Here is a 22,020-nt window from a genome sequence, read left to right as displayed (position 1 = left end):
GATTGGCAATATTAGTGATTGATGCCGCGCATCGCGGTTATCTTCAGTGCTAGAGACAGATCCAGCCGGAGTTCGGGTTGCGCCGTGAAGGGTCCCAGCATTTTCTCCAGCTTAACGACCCTGTAACGCAGTGTGTTGTAATGGAAGTGGAGCTTGCGCGCTGTCTCGGCGATGTTGATGTTGGTCGCGAGCAAGACTTCCAATGTCTTGCGCATGTCCTGCGCTTCGGCAGTTTCCTCCGTCAATTCCCGCAGCGTCTCGCGGGCGAACGTCTCGAGCTCGTTTTCGTCCTCGACCAGACTGAGCAGTCTGTACACGCCCAGATCGTCGAACTGAGTCACCGTCCACGGACCGGAGATCCGTCGCCCGACGGTCAGTGCGGTGCGCGCCTGACTGTAGAGCGCCGGAACGGCGTCGATCGCCGCTGTCGGCCGGGACACCCCGACACTGAACGGCCTTCTCCCGCCGCCACCTTCACCGCGAACGACCGTGACGAGGTCCCGCACCAATGCCATCGTGTCGGTGCCGACGCCCATGACGATCACCGTCTCGCCCGTCAGCGCGGTCACCGCCGCACCGGGATCACGGTGGGCGATCGCCCCGGAGAACGCCATCGCCTGGCGATCGACGACGGGCAGCCGAGCGGGCGCCGCCGAGGCCGGTTCGTCGATCGGGTCCGGCTCGATCGAGACGATCACCAGCGGGCGGTCGAAGTCCCAACCGAATGTCTTGGCGTGGGAGACAACGTGATCGTGGTCCCCGGCCCGGCCGAGGAGCAGGTCGTGAACGAAGTTGGCGCGATGGCGTTCTTCCACCGACGCCACGGCTTGTTCGCGGGTGATGACCAACGCACACACCGACGCGGCCCGCTCGACCAGGTACTGGTCGTAACTCGTCATGACGCGCTCACCGGTGAACAACGCGAGACGCCCGTGGTCGATGTGATTGGCGGAAATCGCGGACACCGCGATGAATTGACCGTCGAACTCGTGCAGACCCAATCCGCCCTCGACGGTGTCGGTCCGCAGACGACCGGTGGAATCGACGGCGGGACAGGCAGACAGATGCTTGCGCTCCGCGGCGTCCCCGGCGCGGCAGATCTCGCGTCCGTCCGAGGTGGTGATCAGGGCGGCGCCCTTCATCTCCCGTGCGATGACCTCGGTCAATTGCGGGAGGCCGCCGCCGCCCATCACGACGTCGACCAGCAGCCGTCGCAAGCGCTCGGCCCCGAACATGGCGTCGATCTGGGCCGACTCCGTCTGCTCACGGTCTCTCGCCGCAGGGTGATCACACGCACCGTGAAAAACCAGGAGCGGGAAGCCGGCGCTTTCGGCCGCGTCGACCAGCTCCGGCGCGAGAGTGTCCCCGTCTGCGCCGAATTGGACGGCAAGTGCCGCAACACCTCGCGTCGACAACCGTCCGACAAATGCTTTGAAGGTTTCGGTGACCCTGGCGAGGGTTTCCGGCGTGGTGATCAGCAACTGTCCGTGCCGCAGCCACGGTCCGATGTCCGGAACCGCCATGAATCCCACCCGGGCTACCGTCGGGTCTTCGCAGCCGCCGGCGACCTTTCGAACACCAGGAAGGAGCGGGGTTCGAAGAAGTTCGGAGAGAACAGCATTCACCTCGGATGCCGGTACGGCCGGGTTTGCCACTTGGCAGGCACCTCGATTTCATTCGGATCACGGAAGATGGTTCACGAAAGAAACGATCCTATCCCCACCGAACACAAGATGTCCGAATTCAGCGCAGTCGACTCAGGCCGTTCGATGCAGGGCGGTCGGATTCTCCTGAGGTGGCGGGTGGATCGGCCCCTGCAGATCCCGCAGTTCCAAACCGGAGGCATTGCGCAGGGTCTTGGTCATCTCGGCGAGGATCGACACTGCAGTCTCCTCAGGTGTCCTCGCACCGAGATCCAACCCGATCGGTGAGTGCAGACGCCCCAACTCGACGTCGGTGACGCCTCGCTCCTTCAACAGCGCCACCCGACGCTCATGCGTCGCACGACTTCCCATCGCGCCGACGTACGCAGCCGGCGAACGCAGCGCGATCTCGAGCAGGGGGATGTCGAACTTCTCGTCGTGCGTGAGTACGGCCAGGACGGTTTTGTTGTCGATCGGTGCGGTTTCGAGGAACTTGTGTGGCCACATGACGACCAGATCGTGGGCGTCGGGGAAGCGCGCCCGTGTCGCGAAGACCGGCCGTGCGTCCACGACGGTCACGCGATAACCCGCAAAGGCGCCCAACGTACACATCGAGGCCGCGAAGTCGATGGCCCCGAACACGTACATCCGCGGTAGTGGCGCGAAGATCTCGACCAGCAGGTCGTGCTGCGAATCGATGAGAGTTCCCGCCGGCGCGACAAAAGCGACGGACTCACCGGTGTCCATCGTGCGCAGCAGGATGGACACCTCGTCCTCCGTGGCATCCAGATCCCCGCTGCGTCGGCCATGCTCGACGACGAGGTGCCGTGCCGGTGCTCCCGGACGCACTTCGGTGACCACGACGACGGGCGTATCGGCCTCGATCCGTTCACAAACCTGACCGAACTCGACGAAATCGGCTCCGACGGCCTGGACGAACACTTCGATGGTTCCGCCGCAGGTCAGCCCTACTCCGATGGCGTCGTCGTCGGAGACGCTGAAGACCTCGACGCGACTGGTGCCGTCGGCGAGAACCTCCTGGGCGATCTCGTACAGTGCACTCTCGATACACCCGCCCGAGACGCTGCCGACCACCTCGCCGGAGCGTGAGACGGCCATCGAAGCACCGGGCATGCGCGGTGAGGATCGCCAGGTACGGACAACCGTCGCCAGTGCAAAATCCTCGCCGCGGGCGTGCCACTGCGCCAGCTGAGTGGAAATGTCGCGCATCGCCTCGCCTCCCGCTTGCATCGCCGTCCGTAGAGAGTTCACGGTATCGGCCCACCGCAATCCTGCCTGTCACACAATGCGCCTAAATCCGGGCCCTGCAGTTGTGCAATGTCGCCGTCGCATCACCTTGCGCTCTCGACCAGTGTTGTCACCGAGCCCAGCCGAAAGCAGGCCTGACCTTCATTCTTCCCCTCTCCGACGATCACTGCAGCGGCAATTCACGCAGATGGTGCGACGGATCGAGTGGGCGACGTTGCACACCACAGAACCGAGGTTTCTCCCATGGACCAATTGCTCAGCGGTATCAAAGTTCTCGACCTCACCCGCGCTCTCGCGGGGCCTCTGTGCACGTCGCTGCTCTCGGACTTCGGCGCCGACGTGGTCAAGGTCGAAACCCGTGGCTCCGGCGACAGTTCGCGTCAGTGGCCGCCGTTCGACGGCGATCGAAGCCTCTACTTCGCTTCCGTGAACCGCGGCAAACGGTCGATCGCCATCGACATGCGCAGTGACCGCGGGCGGAAACTGCTTCGCAGCCTGGCCCTCGACGCAGATGTGCTGGTCGAGAACTTCCGTCCGGGAGTACTGGCCGACATGGGGCTCGATCCCGACTCGCTCGAGCAGGAGAATCCAGGGCTCGTCGTGATGAGCATCAGTGGTTTCGGCCCGGTGGGCCCGGACCAGTTCGCGCCCGGACTCGATCAGGTGGCCCAGGGCATGTCCGGGCTGATGTCGGTCACCGGTGCCGGGGAACAGACCCCGATGCGGGTCGGTATCCCCATCATCGACACGGTCTCGGGCATTTACGCGGCACTGGGAATCACGGCGGCACTGGCTTCGCGCGGACGCGACGGTCGTGGGCACCGCGTGCAGACCTCGTTGCTGGAATCCGCGATCTCGATCATGACCTTCCAGGCGCAGGACTACCTGAGCACCGGACGGGTTTCGACGCCGAACGGCAATACGCACCCGACGATCACGCCGTACGGCGCTTTCGACACTGCCGACTTCCCGATCAACATTGCCACCGGCTCGGACAAGCACTGGATCGCACTGTGCTCGGTACTCGGTGACCCCGAGCTCGCCTTCCGTACCGAATATGCCACGGGTAAAGAACGTTTGGCGCACCGAGACCAACTGACCAAAGAACTCGAGGACCTACTGACCACGAAGGGCGCGGCGCAATGGATCTCCGAGATCCGCGGTGCCGGAATCCCCTGCGGCCCGATCCATTCGATCGATCAGGTGTTCTCCGACCCGCAGGTCGAGGCATTGCAGATGGTCGAGCAGACCCAGAGCGCCGACGGAACGTCGATTCCCGTTGTCCGCGGACCGTTCTGGGTGGACGGCAAGACTCTTCCCGTCAGGAATGCGCCACCCATGACTCTCGGCGGTGACGCCGACGACGTACTCACCGACTTCGGCCTGCGCCCGGAGGAGATCGAGGATCTTCGCGCCAATTCGGTGATCTGACCGCACACTAGTAACAGAGCAGACGCTCTGTTACTGTGCGTTCATGCCTCGGCCACGCGTCCACGACCTCGACACCCTGCTCGACGCTGCCGAAAAACTTGCCGCCACCGCCGGGCCGAGCGCTGTCACGGTCCGGGCAGTCTCCGACGCCACCGGTGTATCCAACGGGGCGATCTATCACGCATTCGGCTCTCGCAGTGGACTGGTCGGTAGCGCGTGGCTGCGTGCTGCGCGACGATTTCTCGCGCTTCAACAATCGAGAGTGGACGACGCTCTCGCGGACCCGTCGCCGACTTCGGCGGTTTCCGCCGTCGTCGCAGCCGCCGAAGTTCCGGCCGTCTTCGCGCTCGACTACCCACAATCCGCGTTGCTGCTGTTGACGATCCAGCGCGACGAACTGCTCGGCACCGACGTCCCTGCCGACATCGCCGAGCAACTCACACAACTCGACCGGTCTCTGGTCGAGTTGTTCATCCGGTTGTCGACCGCGCTCTGGGGCCGCAAGGACGGCAGAGCCGTCGAGGCAATCGAGGCCTGTGTTGTCGGCCTGCCTACCGGACTGCTCATCCATCCCGCCAAACGCGCCGACGGTTGGCGAGTCCCCGACGCCGCAGCACGCGCGCGGTTGGATGCCGCCGTTCGAGCGGTTCTGCATCTCGACCCACCACTGCCCAAGCCACGCAACAGGAAAGGCCAATCATGACCGCAACTCTGCGCTTCGAAGACAAGATCGCCGTTCTCGATCTCGGCGAGGACGAGAATCGATTCTCGCCGGAGTGGCTCGATTCCGTCGACAAGCTACTCGACCAGGCTTTGAGCGAAAGCGCACATGCCCTGGTCACCACGGCGACGGGCAAGTTCTACTCCAACGGACTCGACCTCGACTGGCTGGGCGCTAACGGCGACAAGGCGAAGTGGTATGTGCAGCAGGTGCAGTCGCTGTTCGCCCGGATGCTGACGTTCCCGATGCCCACCGTCGCGGCGATCAACGGCCACGCCTTCGGAGCCGGCGCCATGCTCGGCATCGCGCACGATTACCGCGTCATGCGCGATGATCGCGGCTACTACTGCTTCCCGGAGGTGGACATCAACATCCCCTTCACCGAAGGAATGGCAGCTCTCATCCAGGCCAAACTCAGCCCGGCGTCGGCAATCGTCGCCATGACCACGGGGCGGCGATACGGCGGAAGTGACGCATTCGCAGCCGGTTTGGTGGACTTCACCGCATCCGTCGACGCTTTGACCGCCAAGGCCATCGAAATGGTTGCACCGATCGGCCCGAAGAATGCGGGCACACTGGGGGCAATCAAGTCGACGATGTTCGCTTCAGTGGTCACCGCTCTGAACACCGACGGCTAGAAGCGACGGACTGTGTTCTCGCAGAGCCGCTTCCAGATCGTCGGCAACACTTTCGGGATCGCGGCCTTCGGTGCTCAGAACCACGTCGACTCCACTGAGCGTCGGCATCGAACCGGCCAGCAGTTGTGACGCCTCCACCAACTCGTCCAACCCGGCCCAGCCGGCCGGTTCACGTTCGATGATTCTGGTACGCAACGTATCCGGATCGGCCTCGAGGCGCGCCAGCAGGTGCCCCTCGGCGCCGGTCGCGGCCAGCAGGGCGCGCCCGTAGTCGTCGTCTTCGACGGTCGCCGTGAGGAACAGGAGTTCGTACCCCGCTTCCCTGTACGACGCGCACAACATCCCGACGTGTGCGATTGCCCGCTCGGTTCCCAGCGGCGGGTAGCACCGCTCGAGTTCGTCCACCTCGATCATCGCGTTGCTCACCCCGGCCTCACCGAGTCGATCGTGAAGCGCGGTCAGCACGGAACTCTTCCCCGCGCCCGGCGGGCCTGTCAGCAGCAGTACGAACACGTCCTCCACTATTGCAGAGCCGTAAGCACGTCCAGAACCTTGTGCAGGCGCGGGGCGGCGAGAAGGCTGGAGAAGACAGCTCGACATGTACAACAGCCCTGATCGGAGCACAGCGATGACCACCACGATCACCGAAATCGCGCCGGACATCTACCGACTGTCGACCTTCGTGGACGAAGCGAACCTCACGATGAACCAGTTTCTCGTCGACGGCGAGGAACCCTTGCTCTTCCACACCGGGCAGCGAGCGTTGTTCACCTCGGCTTCCGACGCACTCTCCACGCTGATCGACATCGACCGTCTGAAATGGATCACGTTCGGTCACGTCGAGGCCGACGAATGCGGGTCCATGAACTCCTGGCTTGCGGCGGCCCCCGAAGCGCAAGTTGCACACGGTGCGATGGGGTGCTTCGTCCAGGTCAACGATCTGGCCGATCGGGCGCCACTTCCCTTGCAGGACGGCGACGTACTCGAAACCGGCAGCCGCCGAGTCCGGCACATCGACACCCCACACGTCCCACACGGTTGGGACGCGGGTCTGATGTTCGAGGAGACGACGTCGACGCTGTTCTGCGGAGATCTCTTCACTGCGTTCGGGCACCACCCCGCGACCACCGAGCACGAAATCGTCGGTCCCGCTTTGGAAGCCGAGGACTTGGGCCACGCCACCTGCCTCACCCCGGATCTCGAACCCACGATCCGCGCCCTGGCCGACCTCGAGCCGCGGATTCTGGCTACCATGCATGCACCGACGTACTACGGCGACTGCGTCACCACGCTTCACGACCTTGCCGACTCGTACGCAACACGTTTCGCAGCCGAAACCGAAAGATGGAAGTCAGACTAGAGCTTGCGCATTCGACGTGATTCGCGCCGCCACGGACAGCGCAACGTGCTCGTGGAACGGCCGGGCCACCACTTGCACTCCGACCGGTAAACCGTTGCGGGAGAGTCCTACCGGAACCACGACCGACGGAAGGCCGAGCACACTGATCGCCCGGCAACTCGCGAGCGCGTCCATCCACGTGAGTTTGCGACCGCCCACCTCGAAGCTCTCCACACCGAGCGGCGGAGCGAGCACCGACGCAACCGGCAGAATCAGGACGTCGCCCATCTCGTCGAGGAAGTCGGCGATCAACATCGCACGATCCGCCCACAGCGCTTCCACCTCGGCAAAACTGCGATCACGGCCTGCCGCAAGCATGGCGGTGATGTCCGCGTCGAAAGAGTGCGCTGAACCTGCGGCGAGAGAGTGGATGTCCGCGTGGGTCTCGACCGATCGCAACGCGCCGAAAAGCGCGTTGGCCCGCGGCAGGGCCAGACCGTCGTACTCGCTCGCGTCCAGGCTGATCGCCACCGTCCGAACCGCTGACCGGATTTCTTCGTCGACGGGAATCGTTCCCTCGCCGGTGGCCCAGCGGATGTCGAGGTCGTCGACGTCGACCGAATCAGGCTCGGTCCACGAGAAATGCGGCTTCGACAGGACGCGCAACGCAAGCGCCGCATCACCGAGGTTGCGGGCCAGTGGGCCGATGGTCTGGATCGTGCCGTGCATCGTCGCAGGGTTGGCGAGTACCCGTCCATCCGAAAGCACGCCTGGATACTGACCTTCCGGATCGACACGTCCGAGCGTCGGGCGAACCGAAGTGAGGCCGGTGCAGTGGGCGGGCCAACGCACCGAGCCACCAAAATCCGTACCGAGTCCGAGCACGCTCATTCCGGCAGCAACCGACGCGGACTCGCCGCCACTCGATCCGCCGGGGGACCGGACGACGCCGTCCGGTCGCACCGGACTGGCCGTGGTTCCGAACAGTTCGTTTCGAGTCAGGCCGCACGCGCCGAATTCCGGGGTGTTGGTCTTGCCGATCAGAATTGCACCGGCAGCCTTGAATGCCGCGACGGCCGGGGCGTCGACGGTCGGGACGTTGTCCGCCAGAGTGCGAGAACCGGCAGTGGTGCGCACGCCGGCAGTGGCGATCAGGTCCTTGACCGTGAACGGAACCCCGGCAAGGGGGCCGAGTGTCTCACCGAGAAGGCGTCGTTCGTCCAGGGCATCCGCGGCCGTGCGAGCCTCCTCGGCGCGCACGGTGACCAGTGCGTTGAGTTCGACATTGCATTCGTCGACCCGTGAGAGGTGGTCTTCGACGACGGTCCGCGCCGACGCCTGACCCGACCGCACGGCTTCGGCGATGGATCGGGCATCACGGCCCACCCAGCTCTCACGACTCATCGCACGCCTCTCCTTGCCAGTACCCTCTGCCGAGCCTAAGGACAGCGAGTGAACCGAGAAACGACCACAATGCACATACCGACGGCGCCGACGATGTGAGGTTTTGCCACAACGTCTGCAGCCCCGGAAGGAACTCCTGCCGGATGGCAACTTCGCCGACCCTCACGAGCCGCGAAAATCGTTAACCGGTCGTGAAGAACAACCGACGATGATTTCGAAGCTAGAGACCTGTCGGGAACTACACCTAGCCTGACGGCATGAATAACGACGTCACGGAATGGAAGCTCCGCCTTGTCACGGTTCGCGAGCTGTCGTCGGCGTGGGGACGCCAACCGATGAATGGGGGGGCGGACAAGCCCATGGCTGGGCCATACATCGAGGCACTCGACGCAACGCCGTTTGGCGACACGGTGTCCGATTTTGACCGGCTGTCCGCAACTACTACCGAAGCGGTAGTCCGGGCCGTTGACCCCGCAATCGCGAGAATCCGTGATCTACTACGCCCCAAAGTCATGACCGGCCGCGATCTGGTAGTGCACATGCACTCCATCACAGCTGCAGCTGAGGACGCCTTAAGCGCGCTCGACGCTGTGATCCCGAACGAGGTCACAGTGGAGCAACTCGTCGACCAGTTCGAGCGCGACTACCTCCTTTCTCTTGCTGTTACGTTGACCAGCCAAGGTGCGATTGCGGCCAAGGTGAACTCGTGGCACTCGAACGGACGGCTACCTGGCTTCCTGGACGTGGCGACATTCCGGATCGTCGACTCCCCTGGGCAGGGCCGGACCGATATGCATCACGTCGCGTCCGCTACCTCTGCCGGCGTGACGACGCACGTCCTCGGTGAAGGGCTGCTTGATATCGGCCCTTACCCACAGGTACAAGCGATGCTGTATGGCCAGTGGTTCACCCACATCTTCGCGGTGTGGGAAGAACGTTATCGAGGCCGACTCGCGCTCGCCCACGAACTCGCCGCTGACGGTAAACGCTGGCGCCGAACAGATATCCTGATTCCGCTTTTCGGAGATATTCGCACCCTCAGAAATGACTTTGTGCACAACCAGGGCACCGCAGACGAATCAATACGTAACACCCTGCTGACGTGGGGTGTCCAGGACGAGCCTCTGAAAATCACAGTCCAACAGATGATCACACTCATCGAGCTGTTTCCCCGGGCGGAGCTGATGGCTACACCCACCCGAGCCTCTGCAGCGAACCCAATCAACTTTCCCTGGCCAGTAGCGCCAGAGTTGGTTGAGGACATCCGCGTCAGGGCAGATGTCCTCAAGCGCACACGGAAAAGCCGCCGCCAAATCGGGGATGAAGCGTTGAAGCTCTGGCTCGACGCCAATCCCGAGCCGGTCTAAGCACTAGCTACGGCGGTCACGGCAGGTCTTCCTTGGTCTGGAACAGCATGGCCAGACAGTCGTTGAGCGGCCCATCGCTGGTGACTAACCCGACAGGTCGAACGAGCCCTGGCTGATTCAATTCAATTCCGTGGTGTGTGCGGCGGCCCACCAGAGTGCCTCGCTGGGATGGGAAGCGGTCCGTGGCGGATCGCCCCTTCATTCGCCATTCAAGCGAGTTGGAATCCCCCAAATCCCTGAAGTATCGGCAGCGCAGCGGGGGTACGCGAGACGGAGCTAGTCCTGCGGCTTACACAAGGATGCAAAATCGGCAAGCATCGGGCCGACTGTCAGTCCCAGCGCCACGGCAGTCTGGGACTACATCTTCACTGTCGGACCCCAGGACTACCGTCGTAGGCGGGGTTTGAAAAGCAGGGGTTTCGGCGAGTCGTCGGTAGGGCCCCATGCGCCCCCGGACCAGAGGAGCGACGATGTCGGACAATACTTTCGATCTGGAAATCCTGAGTGCCTGGACTACTTTCGAGACTCATCTCGCTCGCTACATCTCCGTGATGGAGGACGACGACACCCTCGTGGTGGAGTCGCATTACGACAGCATGGACGAACTGGCCGACGCACCCGCGTGCATCCAGTTCTTCGCATGGAACCAGACCTCCGTGCGCTGTGAAGTTCCTTCCAACAGGTTTCTGCATCCACTGCGGATGCTCGAACCGGAAGACCATTCAGCGCTGCTCGACATGGGGTTCAACGCTCCCGATCTGTGCGAGCACGTACCCGAGGGCAATGGGTCCATGTCCTTCTACATCGACGTCGACCGCGCTCGTCCCGAGGAACTGGTGACAAAGGTGTTGCGCGTCTTCCGTGAAATGTGGAGCATTGCGCACCCGTCGTTCCTGCGTGCCAGCACCAGTGGGCGCGAGTCGACGCCGGCCTTCGCCACGACGCCGTCTCACGCTCCCTCGGGTTCGGGCGACATGCTGCGGATCCTGGTCGACGGGGCCGTCGAGCGCCTTCTCGGTCATCCGCCCAAGCGTGACGACGACGGCGATATCCCGCTGGTCCGCGGTGAGCAGGTCACCTATGTTCGTGTCCTCGAGGACGACGAGTACGTAGAGGTGTTCTCGCGGGTCGTGCATTCGGTGGAGAACCTCGAGAACGCTGCTGTAATTCTTGCTCAGCTCAATCGGCAATGGCCGACCATCAAGCTCATTCTCGTCGAGCAGAGTGTGCTGGGCGTGGTCCGCGTGGACGGCGCACCCTTCGTCGCCGAGCACCTGCTGCGGGCTCTGCGCTCGTTCGCCGAACTGGCCGAAGCATCCGACGAACTCGCCGAAGAACTGGGCGGGCAACCCATCCGCGCAACCGGAGACACCGCCTTCAACGACGGCATGGCCTCCGAGCACGAAGATCCCGGTGCCGAATACGAGTCACACGAGTGCCACGAATTTCCTCCGGCTCTCATGGCGCTCCTCGAACTCGACGCAGACGGAACGGGCGAGCTCAGCGCCGAAGAGGTTGCCGTGATCTGTGAGCACGACCGCGACACCATTCTCGACTACCTGCGGATCAGCCAGGAGCAGGAGACTGCCTGGCACGAGGCGTTGACCGAGTCCATCCGCCGCAAGGACGACGACACCGACCTGTGTGCGGGCGAGAAGCGCGCGTGGACGCACGCGATCCGCAACCTCAGGCGCGGACTGCGCGTCGTCGTACTGCCCGCCAAGGATGCAGCGCCCACCCAACTCGGTCTCTTCGACGATCAGGCCTGAGAACCGGAAATCGGGCGCTGCTTGTCAGCCCGGTAGTGGGATGACGATGCCCGGCAGGATCTCGATCTGACGCGGCAACTGGGGGAGCGGCGGTACTTCGATCGGCGGTAGGCCGGGCACCTCGATGGGCGCCGGGGGAGCGACCGCGCCCGTCGTGCGCGTGCCCGTCCCGTCCCCCGAGGTCACGCCGGAGTTCGCGGGAACGCCGGCCTGCCCGCCGATGGGGTCCGGCCACGGGAAGCTCTCCCAGTCGGATCCCTTCAGCGCGCCGTCCATCGTGCTCTTCCAGATGTCCGCAGGCACTCCGGAGCCGTAGATCAAACCACCGTAGGAGTTGGTGATGGCCTGAGCGTCGGAAGTTCCGATCCACACCGCGGTGGACAGCGACGGCGTGTAACCGACCATCCACGCATCCTTGTTCTGGCCCGTGTCACCCAACTGCGCGGTACCGGTCTTGGCTGCAGACGGGCGTCCACCGGCAAGCGCGTGACCGTTCGAGTACGACGCGATCGGGAGCATTGCCTGCGTGACGTTGTCGGCAACGGCAGCATCGAGACGACGCTCACCGGGAGAGACCGGGCGATCGAGCAGGACTTCACCTTCGGCCGTCACGACCTTCTGGATGAAGTGCGGCTGCTGGTACACACCGGAATTGGCGAGCGTCGCGTAAGCGGACGCCATGTCGATAACGCGAGACTGATACTGGCCGAGCACGATTCCGTTCTCCGGCGGACCACCCTCCTGTGTGAGCGTCGGGTAGTCGAGTCCGGGAATGTGCTCGGGGATGCCGGCCAGGTGGGCGGCGTCGGCGATCTTCTGGGGACCGTTCTCCATCGAGAGCATCAACCGGTAGAAGCTGGTGTTCAGCGAACGCTTGAGTGCCTCGGCGATGGTGCATCGACCACAGGATTCGCCGCCGACGTTTCCGATGGTCACGCCGTTGATCGTGAGCGGTGAACTGTCGAACCGTGCGGACAGCGGAATGTCTTCCATCAATGCTGCGACCAGACCGAAGACCTTGAACGCTGAACCGGTCTGCAGCGGCGCCTGGGCGTAGTCGAAGCCGGCTCCGTCGTCACCGCCGTAATAGGCGTCGACGCCACCGGTCTTGGGGTCGATGGACACTACTGCGGTCCGCAGGTCTTCCGGCTCGCCCTCGAGATTCCGCCTGACGGCGTTCAGCGCAGCTTCCTGCGCAACCGGGTCGATGGTCGTCGTGATCTGCAGACCAGCGGTGTTCAGCGTCTGATCGCTGATACCGGCCTCGGCCAGTTCCTTGAGTACCTGGGTCTTGATGTGGCCTTCGGGTCCTGGCGCCTGGTTCAGATCGGTCGGCCGATTGGCGGGGGCGACGACCGGGAACTGCATCGCGTCGCGATCCGTCTTGGTCAGGCTGCCCAGTTCCACCATGCCGTTGAGAACGTAGTCCCAACGCGCTTGCAGCGCGGACAGATTGGTCTCGGGGTCCAGGAACGACGGGCTCTGGATGACGGACGCGAGAACTGCGCCTTCCTCGACACTCAGCTCACTGACCGGCTTGTCGAAGTACGCGTTCGACGCGGCGGCGATGCCGTACGCACCGCGACCGAAGTAGATGGTGTTGAGATACGCGGCAAGAATGTCGTCCTTGGACCATTCGCGCGCCATCTTGGCGGAGATGACGAGCTCACGCAGCTTCCTGTCGATACTGCGCTTGTCACCGACCAAGACGTTCTTCACGTATTGCTGAGTGATCGTCGAACCACCGCCGGCGCTTTCCTTGCCCATCACGTTGTCGCGGGCAGCGCGAGCAAATCCGGAGATCGAGAACCCGGGGTTGGTGTAGAAGTTACGATCCTCCGCCGAGAGCACCGAATCGCGGACGTGAATCGGGATGGCCGACAACGCGACCTCGGTGCGGTTTCCCTCCGCCGGCACTACCTTGCCGAGCACGGTCGTGCCGTCGGCCATGTAGATGGTGGACACCTGATTGGTCTGCATGTCAGAGGGGCGCGGGACGTCGGTCCGGCTGTACGCGACAGCAAAAACCGACGCGGGCACGATGACCATCAGGAGCACGAGCACGTAGATGGTCCGCCGGACGTACCGCCACTTCGAGCGCTGCTTTTTCGCGGGCTTGGCCGACTTGTTCGACCGGGGCGAATTAGCCGACTTGCCCGATCGAGCCGACGACTGATCGCCACCCGTCGCACTCGATCTGTTAGATGGACTCACTCAACACTCCCGGTCGTGGATCCGGACTTACCGGCACCATTCCACCAGGGTGATATCTCGATCAGATAACTCCCGGCAACTGCGATACCGAAATGTCACCCTACCGGGCTGGCTACTCGCGACGTTCTGCTCGGACCGCGTTCCGATATCCGCGGAACGCCAGCCCGAGAGCGACGACGCAACCGAGCAGCACCAAAGACGGCATCACGCCGGGGTCGCCCTTGACGATCGCGACCACAGCGCCGATCAACGCCATGAGGGCGAAGACCGAGATGAAGCCGGCAATCAGCTCCATGCGCTGGGCGCGCGAAGCCCGCCTCATCGAAACCGTGCGGCCCGCATCACGACTTGACGCCGCCTGCGGTCAGACCGGCGATGATGCGTCGCTGGAAGATGAGAACCATGATGACCAGCGGGACCATCACGAGGGTTCCGCCGGCCATGATCGAGGTGTACGGCGTGACGAATGGGTCCGTTCCGGAGAACTTGGCCATCGCCACGGTGACGGGTGCGGTCTTGTCACTCGAGAGTTGGAGCGAGAGCAGGTACTCGTTGACCGTTGCGATGAAGGCGAGGATCGCGGTGGTGAACAGTGCCGGCGCGGCGAGCGGAAGCATGATCAGACGGAAGGCCTGGCCACGGGTGGCGCCGTCGATACGCGCCGCCTCCTCGAGCTCCCACGGAAGCTCGGAGAAGAACGACGTCAGCGTGTAGACCGTCAGCGGCAGCACGAACGAGATGTTCGGGATGATCAGCGCTTTGTAGCTGCCGATCCAGCCGATGTCGGTGAACAACTGGAACAACGGAGTCACGAGGGCGACAACCGGAAACATGGACGCGCCGAGGATGATTCCGGTGACGAAGTATTTGCCACGGAAATCGAAACGCGAGAGCGCGTACGCCGTGAACACGCCGATGACCAAGGCGATCAGCGTGGTCGCGCCCCGCGATGATGAGGCTGTTCATCAGTGCACGGGTGAAGTTCACCTTCGCGTCGGGATCGAGCGCCGCGGTGAAGTTGGACAGCGTGAGATTGGTGGGCCACAGCGACGTCGAGAACGTGTCCGCCGGGTCGCGCAGCGCCGTCACGATCATCCAATAGCAGGGAGCGAGTCCCCACACGATGATCAGTACGACGCCGATGTAGGTGCCGATCTTGCCGCGTAGTGCCTTGTTCATACCGGCTCCCCCTTCCGCTGCTTTTCCTGCGTGCTGACCGCATTTGCTCCGAGGAATCGGACCAGGATGAAGGCCACAGCGAAGATGATGAGGAACGTGATGGTGGACAGTGCCGACGCCGAATTGGCGCCGACGCGCATCTGATCGACCACCAGAACCGAGATGGTGGAGGTGGCGGGATTGGATCCCATCATGATCGCGGGCAGGTCGTACATGCGCAGCGCGTCCATCGTGCGGAAGAGCACCGCCACCATGAGTGCGGGCTTGACCAGCGGAAGCGTGATCATGCGGAACCGCTGCCACGCCGTCGCACCGTCGACCTTGGCGGCCTCGTAGACGTCGGCGGGAATCATCTGAAGACCCGCGAGGATCAGCAACGCCATGAACGGCGCGGTCTTCCAGACGTCGGCGACGACGATCGCGAATCGCGCCGGCCAGGGGTCCGCCGTCCACAGGATGTTGGTGCCGAGGATCTTGTTGGCAATGCCGTCGTTGGCGAAGATGAAGAACCAGAGCTTCGCGGTGACGGCGGTGGGGATGGCCCAGGGAATCAGCACGGAAGCGCGGAGCAAACCGCGTCCGCGGAACGTCTTGGCCATGATCAACGCCATCGACAGACCGATCACCGTCTCGAGCAGGACGGTGACGACGGTGAAGCCGAACGTATTTCCGATCGACTGCCAGAACTGCGATCCGAGTGTGCCGGGCGGGCAGGGAATCGAGCCGTTGGCGGTGTTGCAGGACTGGGTGATCCAGTTCTTGTAGTTGTCGAACCACGTGAACTGACCGGTGACGAACATGCCGGTCTCGGGATCGAGCTTCTTGCCGTCGCTGTGCATCGACATCCAGATCGCTCGTCCGAGCGGATACAGAATGATGACGGCGAGAACGATCAGCGACGGTGCGACGAACGCCCACACCGGAACTCGTCGACGCTTCTTCGGCTTGTCCGCCGACGCAGGCGGGGGCGAGGTCGGCGGGGGTGGAGTAGCTGCAAGGTCAGGCAGAACCTTGGTCAGGGATGTCCCTGCTGCCTCGGATGCCGACGGCTCTTCTAGCGGTTCCGGTGCACGGTGTCTCCCACCAACGCCCAAACGGTCGGGACCGGTTGAACCGGCCCCGACCGTGGGGTTGGTAGGCACAGCCGCGGAAGGATCCTGCGGTTCTGCCATTGCTTATTGCTCCTGGTAGATCAGTTACCGGCGGTTTCGATGCCGGCCTTGGTGTCCGCCAAAGCCTGCTCGACGGTCTTCTCGCCGCGAATAGCAGCGTAGGTGTTGTCGGAGATCGACTTCGACACCTGCGTGTAGTACGGCGTGACGGGGCGCGGCTGAGCGGTGGCGAGTGCTTCCTTCAGGGTCGCGAAGTACGGGAACTGAGCGAGCACTGCCGGATCGTCGTAGACAGCCGAGAGGACGGGTGCGCCGCCGACCTCGGTGAAGTACGTCTGCGACTTCTTGGTCTGCATGAACTCGAGGAAGTCACGAGCCGTGGCGGGTGCGTCCGAGTACGCGCTGATGCCGACGTTGTAGCCGCCGACGGTCGAAGCGCCCGGTCCGTCGACACCCGGAAGAACGGTGTAGCCGTACTTGCCGGCAACCGAGGTCTTCTCACCGTCGACCGAGAAGCCGGACCACGTGCGCATGAAGAGTGCCTTGCCGTCGCCGAACGCGGTCTGCGACTCGCCCTCGGAGTAGGTCAGCGCTTCCTGCGGGATCGTGTTGTCGGCGAAGTTGTCGACGATCGACTGAACGCCTGCCTTCGTCTTGTCGTCGATGGCCGGGGTGAGTCCGTCCGGGCCGACCCACGGTCCGTCGAAGGCGTTGGTGATCTCGGTGGTGTTGACCGTCAGGCCCTCGTAGTTCTTGAACTGACCGATGTAGCAGGAGATGCCGGCTTCGACAGCCTTCGGGCAGTTTTCCTTGAGCTCGGCCCACGTGGTGGGGGCCTTCTCGACGAGGTCCTTGCGGTAGTACAGGAAGGCGGCGTTGGTGTTCTTCGGCGCTGCGTAGAGCTTGCCGTTGTAGGTGCCCGAAGCGACGGTCGACGGCAGGAGGCCGGACTCGTCGATCGCGAGGTCACCCTCGAGCGGCAGCAGCCAACCGTTTGCGGCGAACTGGGCGGTGTTGACGACGTCGACGCCGATGAGGTCGTACTCGTCGCTCTTGGCCTGCATGCGCTGGGTGATGTCGTCGACCTGCGCGTTGGCTTCCTTCGCCAGCGGCTTGAGCGTGACCTTCTCGTCCGGATGCTCGGCATTCCAGTCGGAGATGATGTTTTCGAGCGCCTCGTTCAGGGCATCCTGCCCCTCGACGATCGTGATGGGTCCGCGGCCTTCGCTCGAGGACGATCCCCCGGATGCGGCCGTGGTGCTGGTTCCGCTGTCCTTGTCCGAATCGGACGAACAGCCTGCCAGTACCAGCATGGACGCTGCCGTGGCTGCAATTGCAGCGCGGCGCATCGCCTTCGAGTTCAGAACCATGGATTCGCTCCCCGTATGTGTATGACAAATAGACGGTCACCGAGAGCCGGCTCACGGCATGCGCCATGGGTGCCGGCTCCCGGCATCGGCCCCTACTGTGGCACGAGACACCCCTACTTGTGGGTATTACGCCGAACCTGAATCGGTCATGTGTCGTTTGACAGGTCGACCTAACCCAGGCGACGCCCGTCGGTGGTGGCAAAAATGTGCACCTTCTCGGGGTCGACGCGCAGGTTGACGCGCTCGCCCTTCTGCGGCGGATTGCGCCAGTCACCACGCGAGACGATCTGCTGCAACCGTCCGCCGATCGTGGTCCGGCCGTAGACGTAGGCGTCCGAGCCGAGTTCCTCGACGACGTCGACCTCCATCGGCAGGCCTTCGGCTGCGATCTCGAGGTGCTCGGGGCGAATACCCAGAACAACCTCGGTTTCGACGACGCCGTTCATCGTCTCGCGCGGAACCGGAACGATCCCGTCACCGAATGCGACGCCGCCGTCGACGACGGGGAGGGTGAAGAGGTTCATCGCGGGTGAACCCATGAAGCCGGCGACGAAAACGTTCTTCGGCTTGTTGTACAGCTCGCGCGGCGAGGCGCACTGCTGCAGGATTCCCTTTTCGAGGACGGCGACGCGGTCACCCATCGTCATGGCCTCGACCTGGTCGTGGGTCACGTAAACCATCGTCGTCGCGAGGCGTCGTTGCAGCTGAGCGATCTGCGTACGTGTCTGCACACGGAGTTTCGCGTCGAGGTTCGAGAGCGGCTCGTCCATCAGGAAGACCTGCGGCTGGCGAACGATGGCGCGGCCCATCGCCACTCGCTGACGCTGGCCACCGGACAGCGCCTTGGGCTTGCGATCGAGGTACGGCTCGAGATCGAGCATCTTCGCGACCTCTTCGACGCGGGCGCGGATCTCCGTCTTGTTGGTTCCGGCGAGCTTGAGCGCAAAACCCATGTTCTCGGCCACCGACATGTGCGGGTACAGCGCGTAGTTCTGGAAGACCATCGCGATGTCGCGCTCTTTCGGCTCCTGACCGGTGACGTCGCGGTCGCCGATGAGGATGCGTCCGCTGTGGACGTCTTCGAGCCCGGCGAGCATGCGCAGGGTGGTCGACTTTCCGCAGCCGGAGGGTCCGACGAGGACGAGGAACTCGCCGTCCTCGATCTCGAGGTCGAGCTTGTCCACTGCCGGAGTGTTCGATCCGGGGAACAGGCAGGTGGTGCTCTCGAAAGTCACTGAAGCCATGACGGGGTTGATCCCTTCTACCGGCAGGAACGTGCCGGACGATCCAAGTCGAGGGTGAGCGTGTGCGCTAGCAGCATAAACGTCCGTGTCGGCGCGCGAGCGTAGTCTTTCACGGTGAGTTCGGAGAAGATGCTGACCCGCATCGGTGCGCTGCTTCGCCAAGCGGAGTCCACCGACAATCCACACGAAGGTGAAGCCTTCATGGCTGCCGCTCAGCGGTTGGCCACCAGTTCCGCGATCGACCTGGCGGTCGCGCGTGCGCACACCGCGTCTTCGGAAAAGCGTGCGACGCCCACTCAACGGCTCATCACCATCGGCGAACCGGGCAAGCGCGGGCTGCGAACGTACGCCCAGTTGTTCATCGCCATCGCCGCTGCCAACGACGTGCAATGCGACATCGCGCAGACGTCGGCCGTCATCTACGCCTACGGGTTCGCCGGCGACATCGACGTGTGTGAGGCCCTGTATTCGAGCCTGCTCTTCCAGATGGTGCGTGACTCCGACGCGTACGTGCGTTCCGGGGCGTACCGCGGCGAAACGTCCGTGCGGACCGTCGTCGAAACTCGTGGACGACGACGCGTCAGCACGCAGGTCCGCAAGCCGGTCGCCGGAGTGACGGCGCGCCTGAACTTCCAGATGGCGTACGCGTCCCGCATCGGCGCTCGGTTGGCCGAGACGAAGCAGGAGACGGAGAAGACTGCGATCGCAGAATCTGCCACGTCGTCTTCCGAAACCGCACTCGTGCTGCGTAACAAGGAAATCGAGCTGAAGGACTACTACTCGTCCAACTCCAAAGCGCGTGGGACGTGGCGGGGCGGCGGCCGCGCAAGCGCCGGGCATTCCTCGCATGCTCGACGAGCGGGTGATCGGGCTGCGCGCTCCGCACGTCTGGGGAACCTTCCGGAGATCGGCGGGGTGCGCGGGCAGCTGGACTCGTGAGGGATACGCAGCGGAGCGCCGTCTACGAGGCAGAGACGTTGGTGCGCACCATGTTCGATCGCGCCGACCAGCGTGGACTTCGGAGCGTCGAGGTCATGGGTTTCCACCATCACCTTGCCGGTCGAGCGCAAATTCGGTTCCGTGGAGTCGGTCCAGGCGTACTGCGATCAGCTACTCGGGCTGAATTGGGTACGGGAGACCTGGACTCGGGCAACCATTCCGGTGTCCGTACGCTCCCGCGGCGGCAATGCCGCCGCTCACTACTCGAACGACGTCATCGCCGTCCCGGACGACCGTGACGGCCGGTGGGCGCTACGCGAATTCGTTGTCTTGCACGAACTGGCGCACCACCTCGGCGACCCCACTTCCGACGAGGCCTCCCACGGGCCCGAGTTCGTCGACCGCTACACCAGCCTTGTCGGCGAGATCATCGGGCCCGAGGCGGCCTTCGTTCTTCGAGCGATGTTCCTTGCCGGTGGTGTTCGAACGGACTAGATGTCAGCCCTCGGTGAACCGGGTGGTGTGCGAACCGGTCGGCTGGAATACTCGGCCTATGGATGCGCCGCGCAGACTGGTCCTGGTCAAGGGTGAGTCGGAACTCCCCCGATCCGGCTGTCGCCGTGCGCAAACCCCCGCTGATTCGTGAAGCCTACGGACGAGTGCTGCGGGAGGTTCGACGCGATCAGGACCGAACTCTCGACGACGTAGCCGCAAAGGTCGGGATGTCGAAGCAGTACCTCTCCGAGATCGAACGGGGCAAGAAGGAACCGTCGTCGGAAATTCTGCGCGCCATCTGCGAAGCGCTCGGGATGCCGCTCGAGCACCTGCTGTTCCGAGCGGGCAACAGGATCGTTGCGCTCAACTCCCTCACCTTCGGACATTCTCCCGCCCCGATCTCCGGTCCCGTCCTGATGGCAGCCTGATCAGTTCCCTTCGATGAGGGTGTCAGCCAGTCCGTAGGAGATAGCGTCGTCGGCAGTGAAGATCCTGTCGCGATCGGTGTCCTTACGGAGCCGCTCGACGCTCTGACCGGTGTGCTTACTCAGAATCGCCTCGGTCTGCTCCCGGATTCTCAGGATCTCGGCTGCTTGAAGCGCGAGGTCCGAGATGGTGCCACTACCTTGCGTCGACGGTTGGTGCAGCAGCACCCGCGAATGGGCAAGAACATGCCGATGGCCTGGAGTGCCGGCGGCCAGAAGCACTGCAGCAGCCGAAGCCGCTTGACCCATGCAGTACGTCGAAATCGTCGGTTTCAAGAACTGCATGGTGTCGTAGATCGCGAGCATCGCCGTGGTGGAACCGCCGGGAGAGTTGATGTACAAACCGATTTCGCGATCCGGGTTGTCGGCTTGCAGATGCAGCATCTGAGCCATCACGACGTTGGCGACGCCGTCGTCGATCTCTGTGCCGAGAAAGACGATGCGCTCGTTGAGCAGCCTGCTGAAGATGTCGAAAGATCGCTCACCCGTTGGTGTTCGCTCGATGACACTGGGAATCGTGTACTGGGACATGACGTCACAATCCGATCTTGGGGAAGGTGGCTTGCGGTGCGATCTCGGCGAAGGACGTAACGACGCGGTCGACGATTCCGTACTCGCGCGCCTGCTCGGCGGTGAACCAGCGATCCCGATCGCTGTCGGTCTCGATCTCTTCGACGGTCCGGCCCGTTTCGGCGGCGAGGATTTCCTGCGATTGACGCTTCATCAGCTCGAGGCTCTCGGCCTGGATCGCAATGTCCACCGCAGTGCCACCGATACCTGCCGAAGGTTGGTGCATCATGATGCGGCTGTGCGCCAGGCTGATTCGCTTGCCGTGGGTGCCGGAGCAGAGGAGCACCTGGCCCATGCTGGCCGCGAAGCCCATCGCGACCGTCACGACGTCATTGGGGATGAGCTTCATCGTGTCGTAGATGGCCAGGCCGGCAAACACCGATCCGCCAGGTGAATTGATGTAGAGCACGACGTCGCGCTTGGGGTCGGTGGTGGCGAGGAGCACCAGTTCCGAACACACACGTTCGGCCATGGCGTCGTTGACCTCGCCGGTGAGCAGAATGGTTCGCTGTCGGAAGAGCCTGTCTGTCAACAGGTCACGGTAGCCGGTATCGGTGGGCGCTTCAGTAGTCATGAATCCATTCCTACCGGCGCGGCAGTGCCGCGGCCCCGCCTGTCTGCTGTGGGCAGACCACCCCTGTTTTTACCCGCCGCCTTTGCCCGCCCCCCCCTTTTTTGCCCGCCCCCTTTGACTGCCCCCCTGTTTGAGCGAACGGCACGTTCAGTCGATCTAAGGCGCCGAAAGTACCGTTCGCTCGAAAAGGGGTGGGCACAAGATCGGGCAAACCCGTCACCGACGGCGGCGGTAGCGGTACCGCGCACACCCGGCCA

Annotated in this window: 19 protein-coding genes and 2 pseudogenes; 9 read left to right on the top strand and 12 right to left on the bottom strand. The window is 63.6% G+C overall.

Going from position 1 to position 22,020, the window contains the following annotated elements:
• Positions 1-11 precede the first annotated feature (11 nt).
• Positions 12-1,655: a PucR family transcriptional regulator gene (locus ABIE52_RS22515; RefSeq protein ID WP_003945987.1), complete on the bottom strand. Its 1,644-nt coding sequence runs from the start codon at positions 1,653-1,655 to the stop codon at positions 12-14.
• A gap of 102 nt (positions 1,656-1,757) precedes the next feature.
• Entirely contained in the window at positions 1,758-2,873 is a 1,116-nt protein-coding gene (locus tag ABIE52_RS22510) for an XdhC family protein (protein WP_054187262.1), read from the bottom strand.
• 282 nt (positions 2,874-3,155) lie between these two features.
• On the opposite strand from ABIE52_RS22510, the gene ABIE52_RS22505 reads away from it, so the two are divergent.
• Genes ABIE52_RS22505 through ABIE52_RS22495 form a run of 3 tightly spaced genes read left to right on the top strand, consistent with a single transcriptional unit; the run spans position 3,156 to position 5,702 of the window.
• Complete coding sequence (locus ABIE52_RS22505; protein ID WP_003946016.1) at positions 3,156-4,343, top strand: CaiB/BaiF CoA transferase family protein; 1,188 nt, start codon at positions 3,156-3,158, stop codon at positions 4,341-4,343.
• A gap of 43 nt (positions 4,344-4,386) precedes the next feature.
• Complete coding sequence (locus ABIE52_RS22500) at positions 4,387-5,046, top strand: TetR/AcrR family transcriptional regulator (protein ID WP_003946066.1); 660 nt, start codon at positions 4,387-4,389, stop codon at positions 5,044-5,046.
• The gene (locus tag ABIE52_RS22495) at positions 5,043-5,702 is read left to right on the top strand and encodes an enoyl-CoA hydratase-related protein (protein WP_007735215.1); all 660 of its coding nucleotides are present in this window, start codon (positions 5,043-5,045) and stop codon (positions 5,700-5,702) included. Before ABIE52_RS22500 ends, ABIE52_RS22495 begins: the two co-directional genes overlap by 4 nt.
• Here ABIE52_RS22495 and ABIE52_RS22490 read toward each other — a convergent pair.
• Positions 5,670-6,215, bottom strand: a complete 546-nt coding sequence (locus tag ABIE52_RS22490) for an ATP-binding protein (protein WP_225320201.1) — start codon at positions 6,213-6,215, stop codon at positions 5,670-5,672. The genes ABIE52_RS22495 and ABIE52_RS22490 overlap by 33 nt on opposite strands.
• Before the next feature lie 115 nt (positions 6,216-6,330).
• Here ABIE52_RS22490 and ABIE52_RS22485 point away from each other — a divergent pair, with 115 nt between their 5' ends.
• The gene (locus ABIE52_RS22485; RefSeq protein ID WP_003946042.1) at positions 6,331-7,062 is read left to right on the top strand and encodes an MBL fold metallo-hydrolase; all 732 of its coding nucleotides are present in this window, start codon (positions 6,331-6,333) and stop codon (positions 7,060-7,062) included.
• On the opposite strand, the gene ABIE52_RS22480 is transcribed toward ABIE52_RS22485, so the two are convergent.
• Positions 7,054-8,445 (bottom strand): amidase, encoded by a 1,392-nt coding sequence (locus tag ABIE52_RS22480; protein WP_192712620.1) that lies wholly within the window; start codon positions 8,443-8,445, stop codon positions 7,054-7,056. The genes ABIE52_RS22485 and ABIE52_RS22480 overlap by 9 nt on opposite strands.
• Positions 8,446-8,702: 257 nt before the next feature.
• On the opposite strand from ABIE52_RS22480, the gene ABIE52_RS22475 reads away from it, so the two are divergent.
• Both ABIE52_RS22475 and ABIE52_RS22470 read left to right on the top strand, forming a co-directional pair.
• Positions 8,703-9,812: a hypothetical protein gene (locus tag ABIE52_RS22475; RefSeq protein ID WP_192712619.1), complete on the top strand. Its 1,110-nt coding sequence runs from the start codon at positions 8,703-8,705 to the stop codon at positions 9,810-9,812.
• 470 nt (positions 9,813-10,282) lie between these two features.
• Positions 10,283-11,581, top strand: coding sequence for a T3SS (YopN, CesT) and YbjN peptide-binding chaperone 1 (locus tag ABIE52_RS22470; RefSeq protein ID WP_118605734.1), 1,299 nt, complete (start codon positions 10,283-10,285; stop codon positions 11,579-11,581).
• A 24-nt stretch (positions 11,582-11,605) separates the two neighbouring features.
• On the opposite strand, the gene ABIE52_RS22465 is transcribed toward ABIE52_RS22470, so the two are convergent.
• From ABIE52_RS22465 to ABIE52_RS22440, 6 genes and pseudogenes are all read right to left on the bottom strand, one after another.
• Positions 11,606-13,795, bottom strand: coding sequence for a transglycosylase domain-containing protein (locus ABIE52_RS22465; protein ID WP_192712618.1), 2,190 nt, complete (start codon positions 13,793-13,795; stop codon positions 11,606-11,608).
• A 112-nt stretch (positions 13,796-13,907) separates the two neighbouring features.
• Positions 13,908-14,117, bottom strand: coding sequence for a hypothetical protein (locus ABIE52_RS22460; protein WP_019746112.1), 210 nt, complete (start codon positions 14,115-14,117; stop codon positions 13,908-13,910).
• Between the two features lie 19 nt (positions 14,118-14,136).
• Positions 14,137-14,974 (bottom strand): annotated as a pseudogene (locus tag ABIE52_RS22455) (carbohydrate ABC transporter permease).
• The gene (locus ABIE52_RS22450) at positions 14,971-16,146 is read right to left on the bottom strand and encodes a carbohydrate ABC transporter permease (protein WP_192712617.1); all 1,176 of its coding nucleotides are present in this window, start codon (positions 16,144-16,146) and stop codon (positions 14,971-14,973) included. The pseudogene ABIE52_RS22455 and the gene ABIE52_RS22450 overlap by 4 nt, the downstream one beginning before the upstream one ends.
• A gap of 20 nt (positions 16,147-16,166) precedes the next feature.
• Positions 16,167-17,456 carry an ABC transporter substrate-binding protein gene (locus tag ABIE52_RS22445; RefSeq protein WP_007735225.1) on the bottom strand — a complete coding sequence of 430 codons (1,290 nt, stop codon included), beginning with the start codon at positions 17,454-17,456 and terminating at the stop codon, positions 16,167-16,169.
• 170 nt (positions 17,457-17,626) lie between these two features.
• Entirely contained in the window at positions 17,627-18,700 is a 1,074-nt protein-coding gene (locus tag ABIE52_RS22440; protein ID WP_003946073.1) for an ABC transporter ATP-binding protein, read from the bottom strand.
• Between the two features lie 114 nt (positions 18,701-18,814).
• On the opposite strand from ABIE52_RS22440, the gene ABIE52_RS22435 reads away from it, so the two are divergent.
• The 3 genes and pseudogenes from ABIE52_RS22435 (at position 18,815) to ABIE52_RS22425 (ending at position 20,562) form a co-directional block, all read left to right on the top strand.
• Positions 18,815-19,639, top strand: coding sequence for a DUF2786 domain-containing protein (locus ABIE52_RS22435; RefSeq protein WP_030537724.1), 825 nt, complete (start codon positions 18,815-18,817; stop codon positions 19,637-19,639).
• A gap of 50 nt (positions 19,640-19,689) precedes the next feature.
• Positions 19,690-20,134: pseudogene (locus tag ABIE52_RS22430) on the top strand (TIGR04338 family metallohydrolase).
• 92 nt (positions 20,135-20,226) lie between these two features.
• Entirely contained in the window at positions 20,227-20,562 is a 336-nt protein-coding gene (locus tag ABIE52_RS22425) for a helix-turn-helix domain-containing protein (RefSeq protein WP_354541534.1), read from the top strand.
• On the opposite strand, the gene ABIE52_RS22420 is transcribed toward ABIE52_RS22425, so the two are convergent.
• The gene (locus ABIE52_RS22420; RefSeq protein ID WP_003945993.1) at positions 20,563-21,150 is read right to left on the bottom strand and encodes an ATP-dependent Clp protease proteolytic subunit; all 588 of its coding nucleotides are present in this window, start codon (positions 21,148-21,150) and stop codon (positions 20,563-20,565) included.
• Positions 21,151-21,154: 4 nt separating this feature from the next.
• A complete protein-coding gene (locus tag ABIE52_RS22415) occupies positions 21,155-21,763 on the bottom strand; it encodes a ClpP family protease (RefSeq protein ID WP_007735229.1) in 609 nt (202 codons plus the stop codon).
• Positions 21,764-22,020: the final 257 nt, after the last annotated feature.

This window comes from Rhodococcus sp. OAS809 (assembly GCF_040546695.1).
GTDB lineage: Bacteria > Actinomycetota > Actinomycetes > Mycobacteriales > Mycobacteriaceae > Rhodococcus_F > Rhodococcus_F qingshengii.
Note: the sequence above shows the minus strand (reverse complement) of the source record. Positions and strands in the feature narration are given on the sequence as shown.

What these genes read in the sequence shown, in the direction of transcription:
- ABIE52_RS22480 (WP_192712620.1), bottom strand. Translation starts at nt 8,445, where the DNA reads ATGAGTCGTGAGAGCTGGGTGGGCCGTGATGCCCGATCCATCGCCGAA.
- ABIE52_RS22445 (WP_007735225.1), bottom strand. Translation starts at nt 17,456, where the DNA reads ATGGTTCTGAACTCGAAGGCGATGCGCCGCGCTGCAATTGCAGCCACG.
- ABIE52_RS22420 (WP_003945993.1), bottom strand. Translation starts at nt 21,150, where the DNA reads ATGTCCCAGTACACGATTCCCAGTGTCATCGAGCGAACACCAACGGGT.
- ABIE52_RS22415 (WP_007735229.1), bottom strand. Translation starts at nt 21,763, where the DNA reads ATGACTACTGAAGCGCCCACCGATACCGGCTACCGTGACCTGTTGACA.
- ABIE52_RS22475 (WP_192712619.1), top strand. Translation starts at nt 8,703, where the DNA reads ATGAATAACGACGTCACGGAATGGAAGCTCCGCCTTGTCACGGTTCGC.
- ABIE52_RS22460 (WP_019746112.1), bottom strand. Translation starts at nt 14,117, where the DNA reads ATGAGGCGGGCTTCGCGCGCCCAGCGCATGGAGCTGATTGCCGGCTTC.
- ABIE52_RS22485 (WP_003946042.1), top strand. Translation starts at nt 6,331, where the DNA reads ATGACCACCACGATCACCGAAATCGCGCCGGACATCTACCGACTGTCG.
- ABIE52_RS22440 (WP_003946073.1), bottom strand. Translation starts at nt 18,700, where the DNA reads ATGGCTTCAGTGACTTTCGAGAGCACCACCTGCCTGTTCCCCGGATCG.
- ABIE52_RS22450 (WP_192712617.1), bottom strand. Translation starts at nt 16,146, where the DNA reads ATGGCAGAACCGCAGGATCCTTCCGCGGCTGTGCCTACCAACCCCACG.
- ABIE52_RS22510 (WP_054187262.1), bottom strand. Translation starts at nt 2,873, where the DNA reads ATGCGCGACATTTCCACTCAGCTGGCGCAGTGGCACGCCCGCGGCGAG.
- ABIE52_RS22500 (WP_003946066.1), top strand. Translation starts at nt 4,387, where the DNA reads ATGCCTCGGCCACGCGTCCACGACCTCGACACCCTGCTCGACGCTGCC.
- ABIE52_RS22505 (WP_003946016.1), top strand. Translation starts at nt 3,156, where the DNA reads ATGGACCAATTGCTCAGCGGTATCAAAGTTCTCGACCTCACCCGCGCT.
- ABIE52_RS22495 (WP_007735215.1), top strand. Translation starts at nt 5,043, where the DNA reads ATGACCGCAACTCTGCGCTTCGAAGACAAGATCGCCGTTCTCGATCTC.
- ABIE52_RS22470 (WP_118605734.1), top strand. Translation starts at nt 10,283, where the DNA reads ATGTCGGACAATACTTTCGATCTGGAAATCCTGAGTGCCTGGACTACT.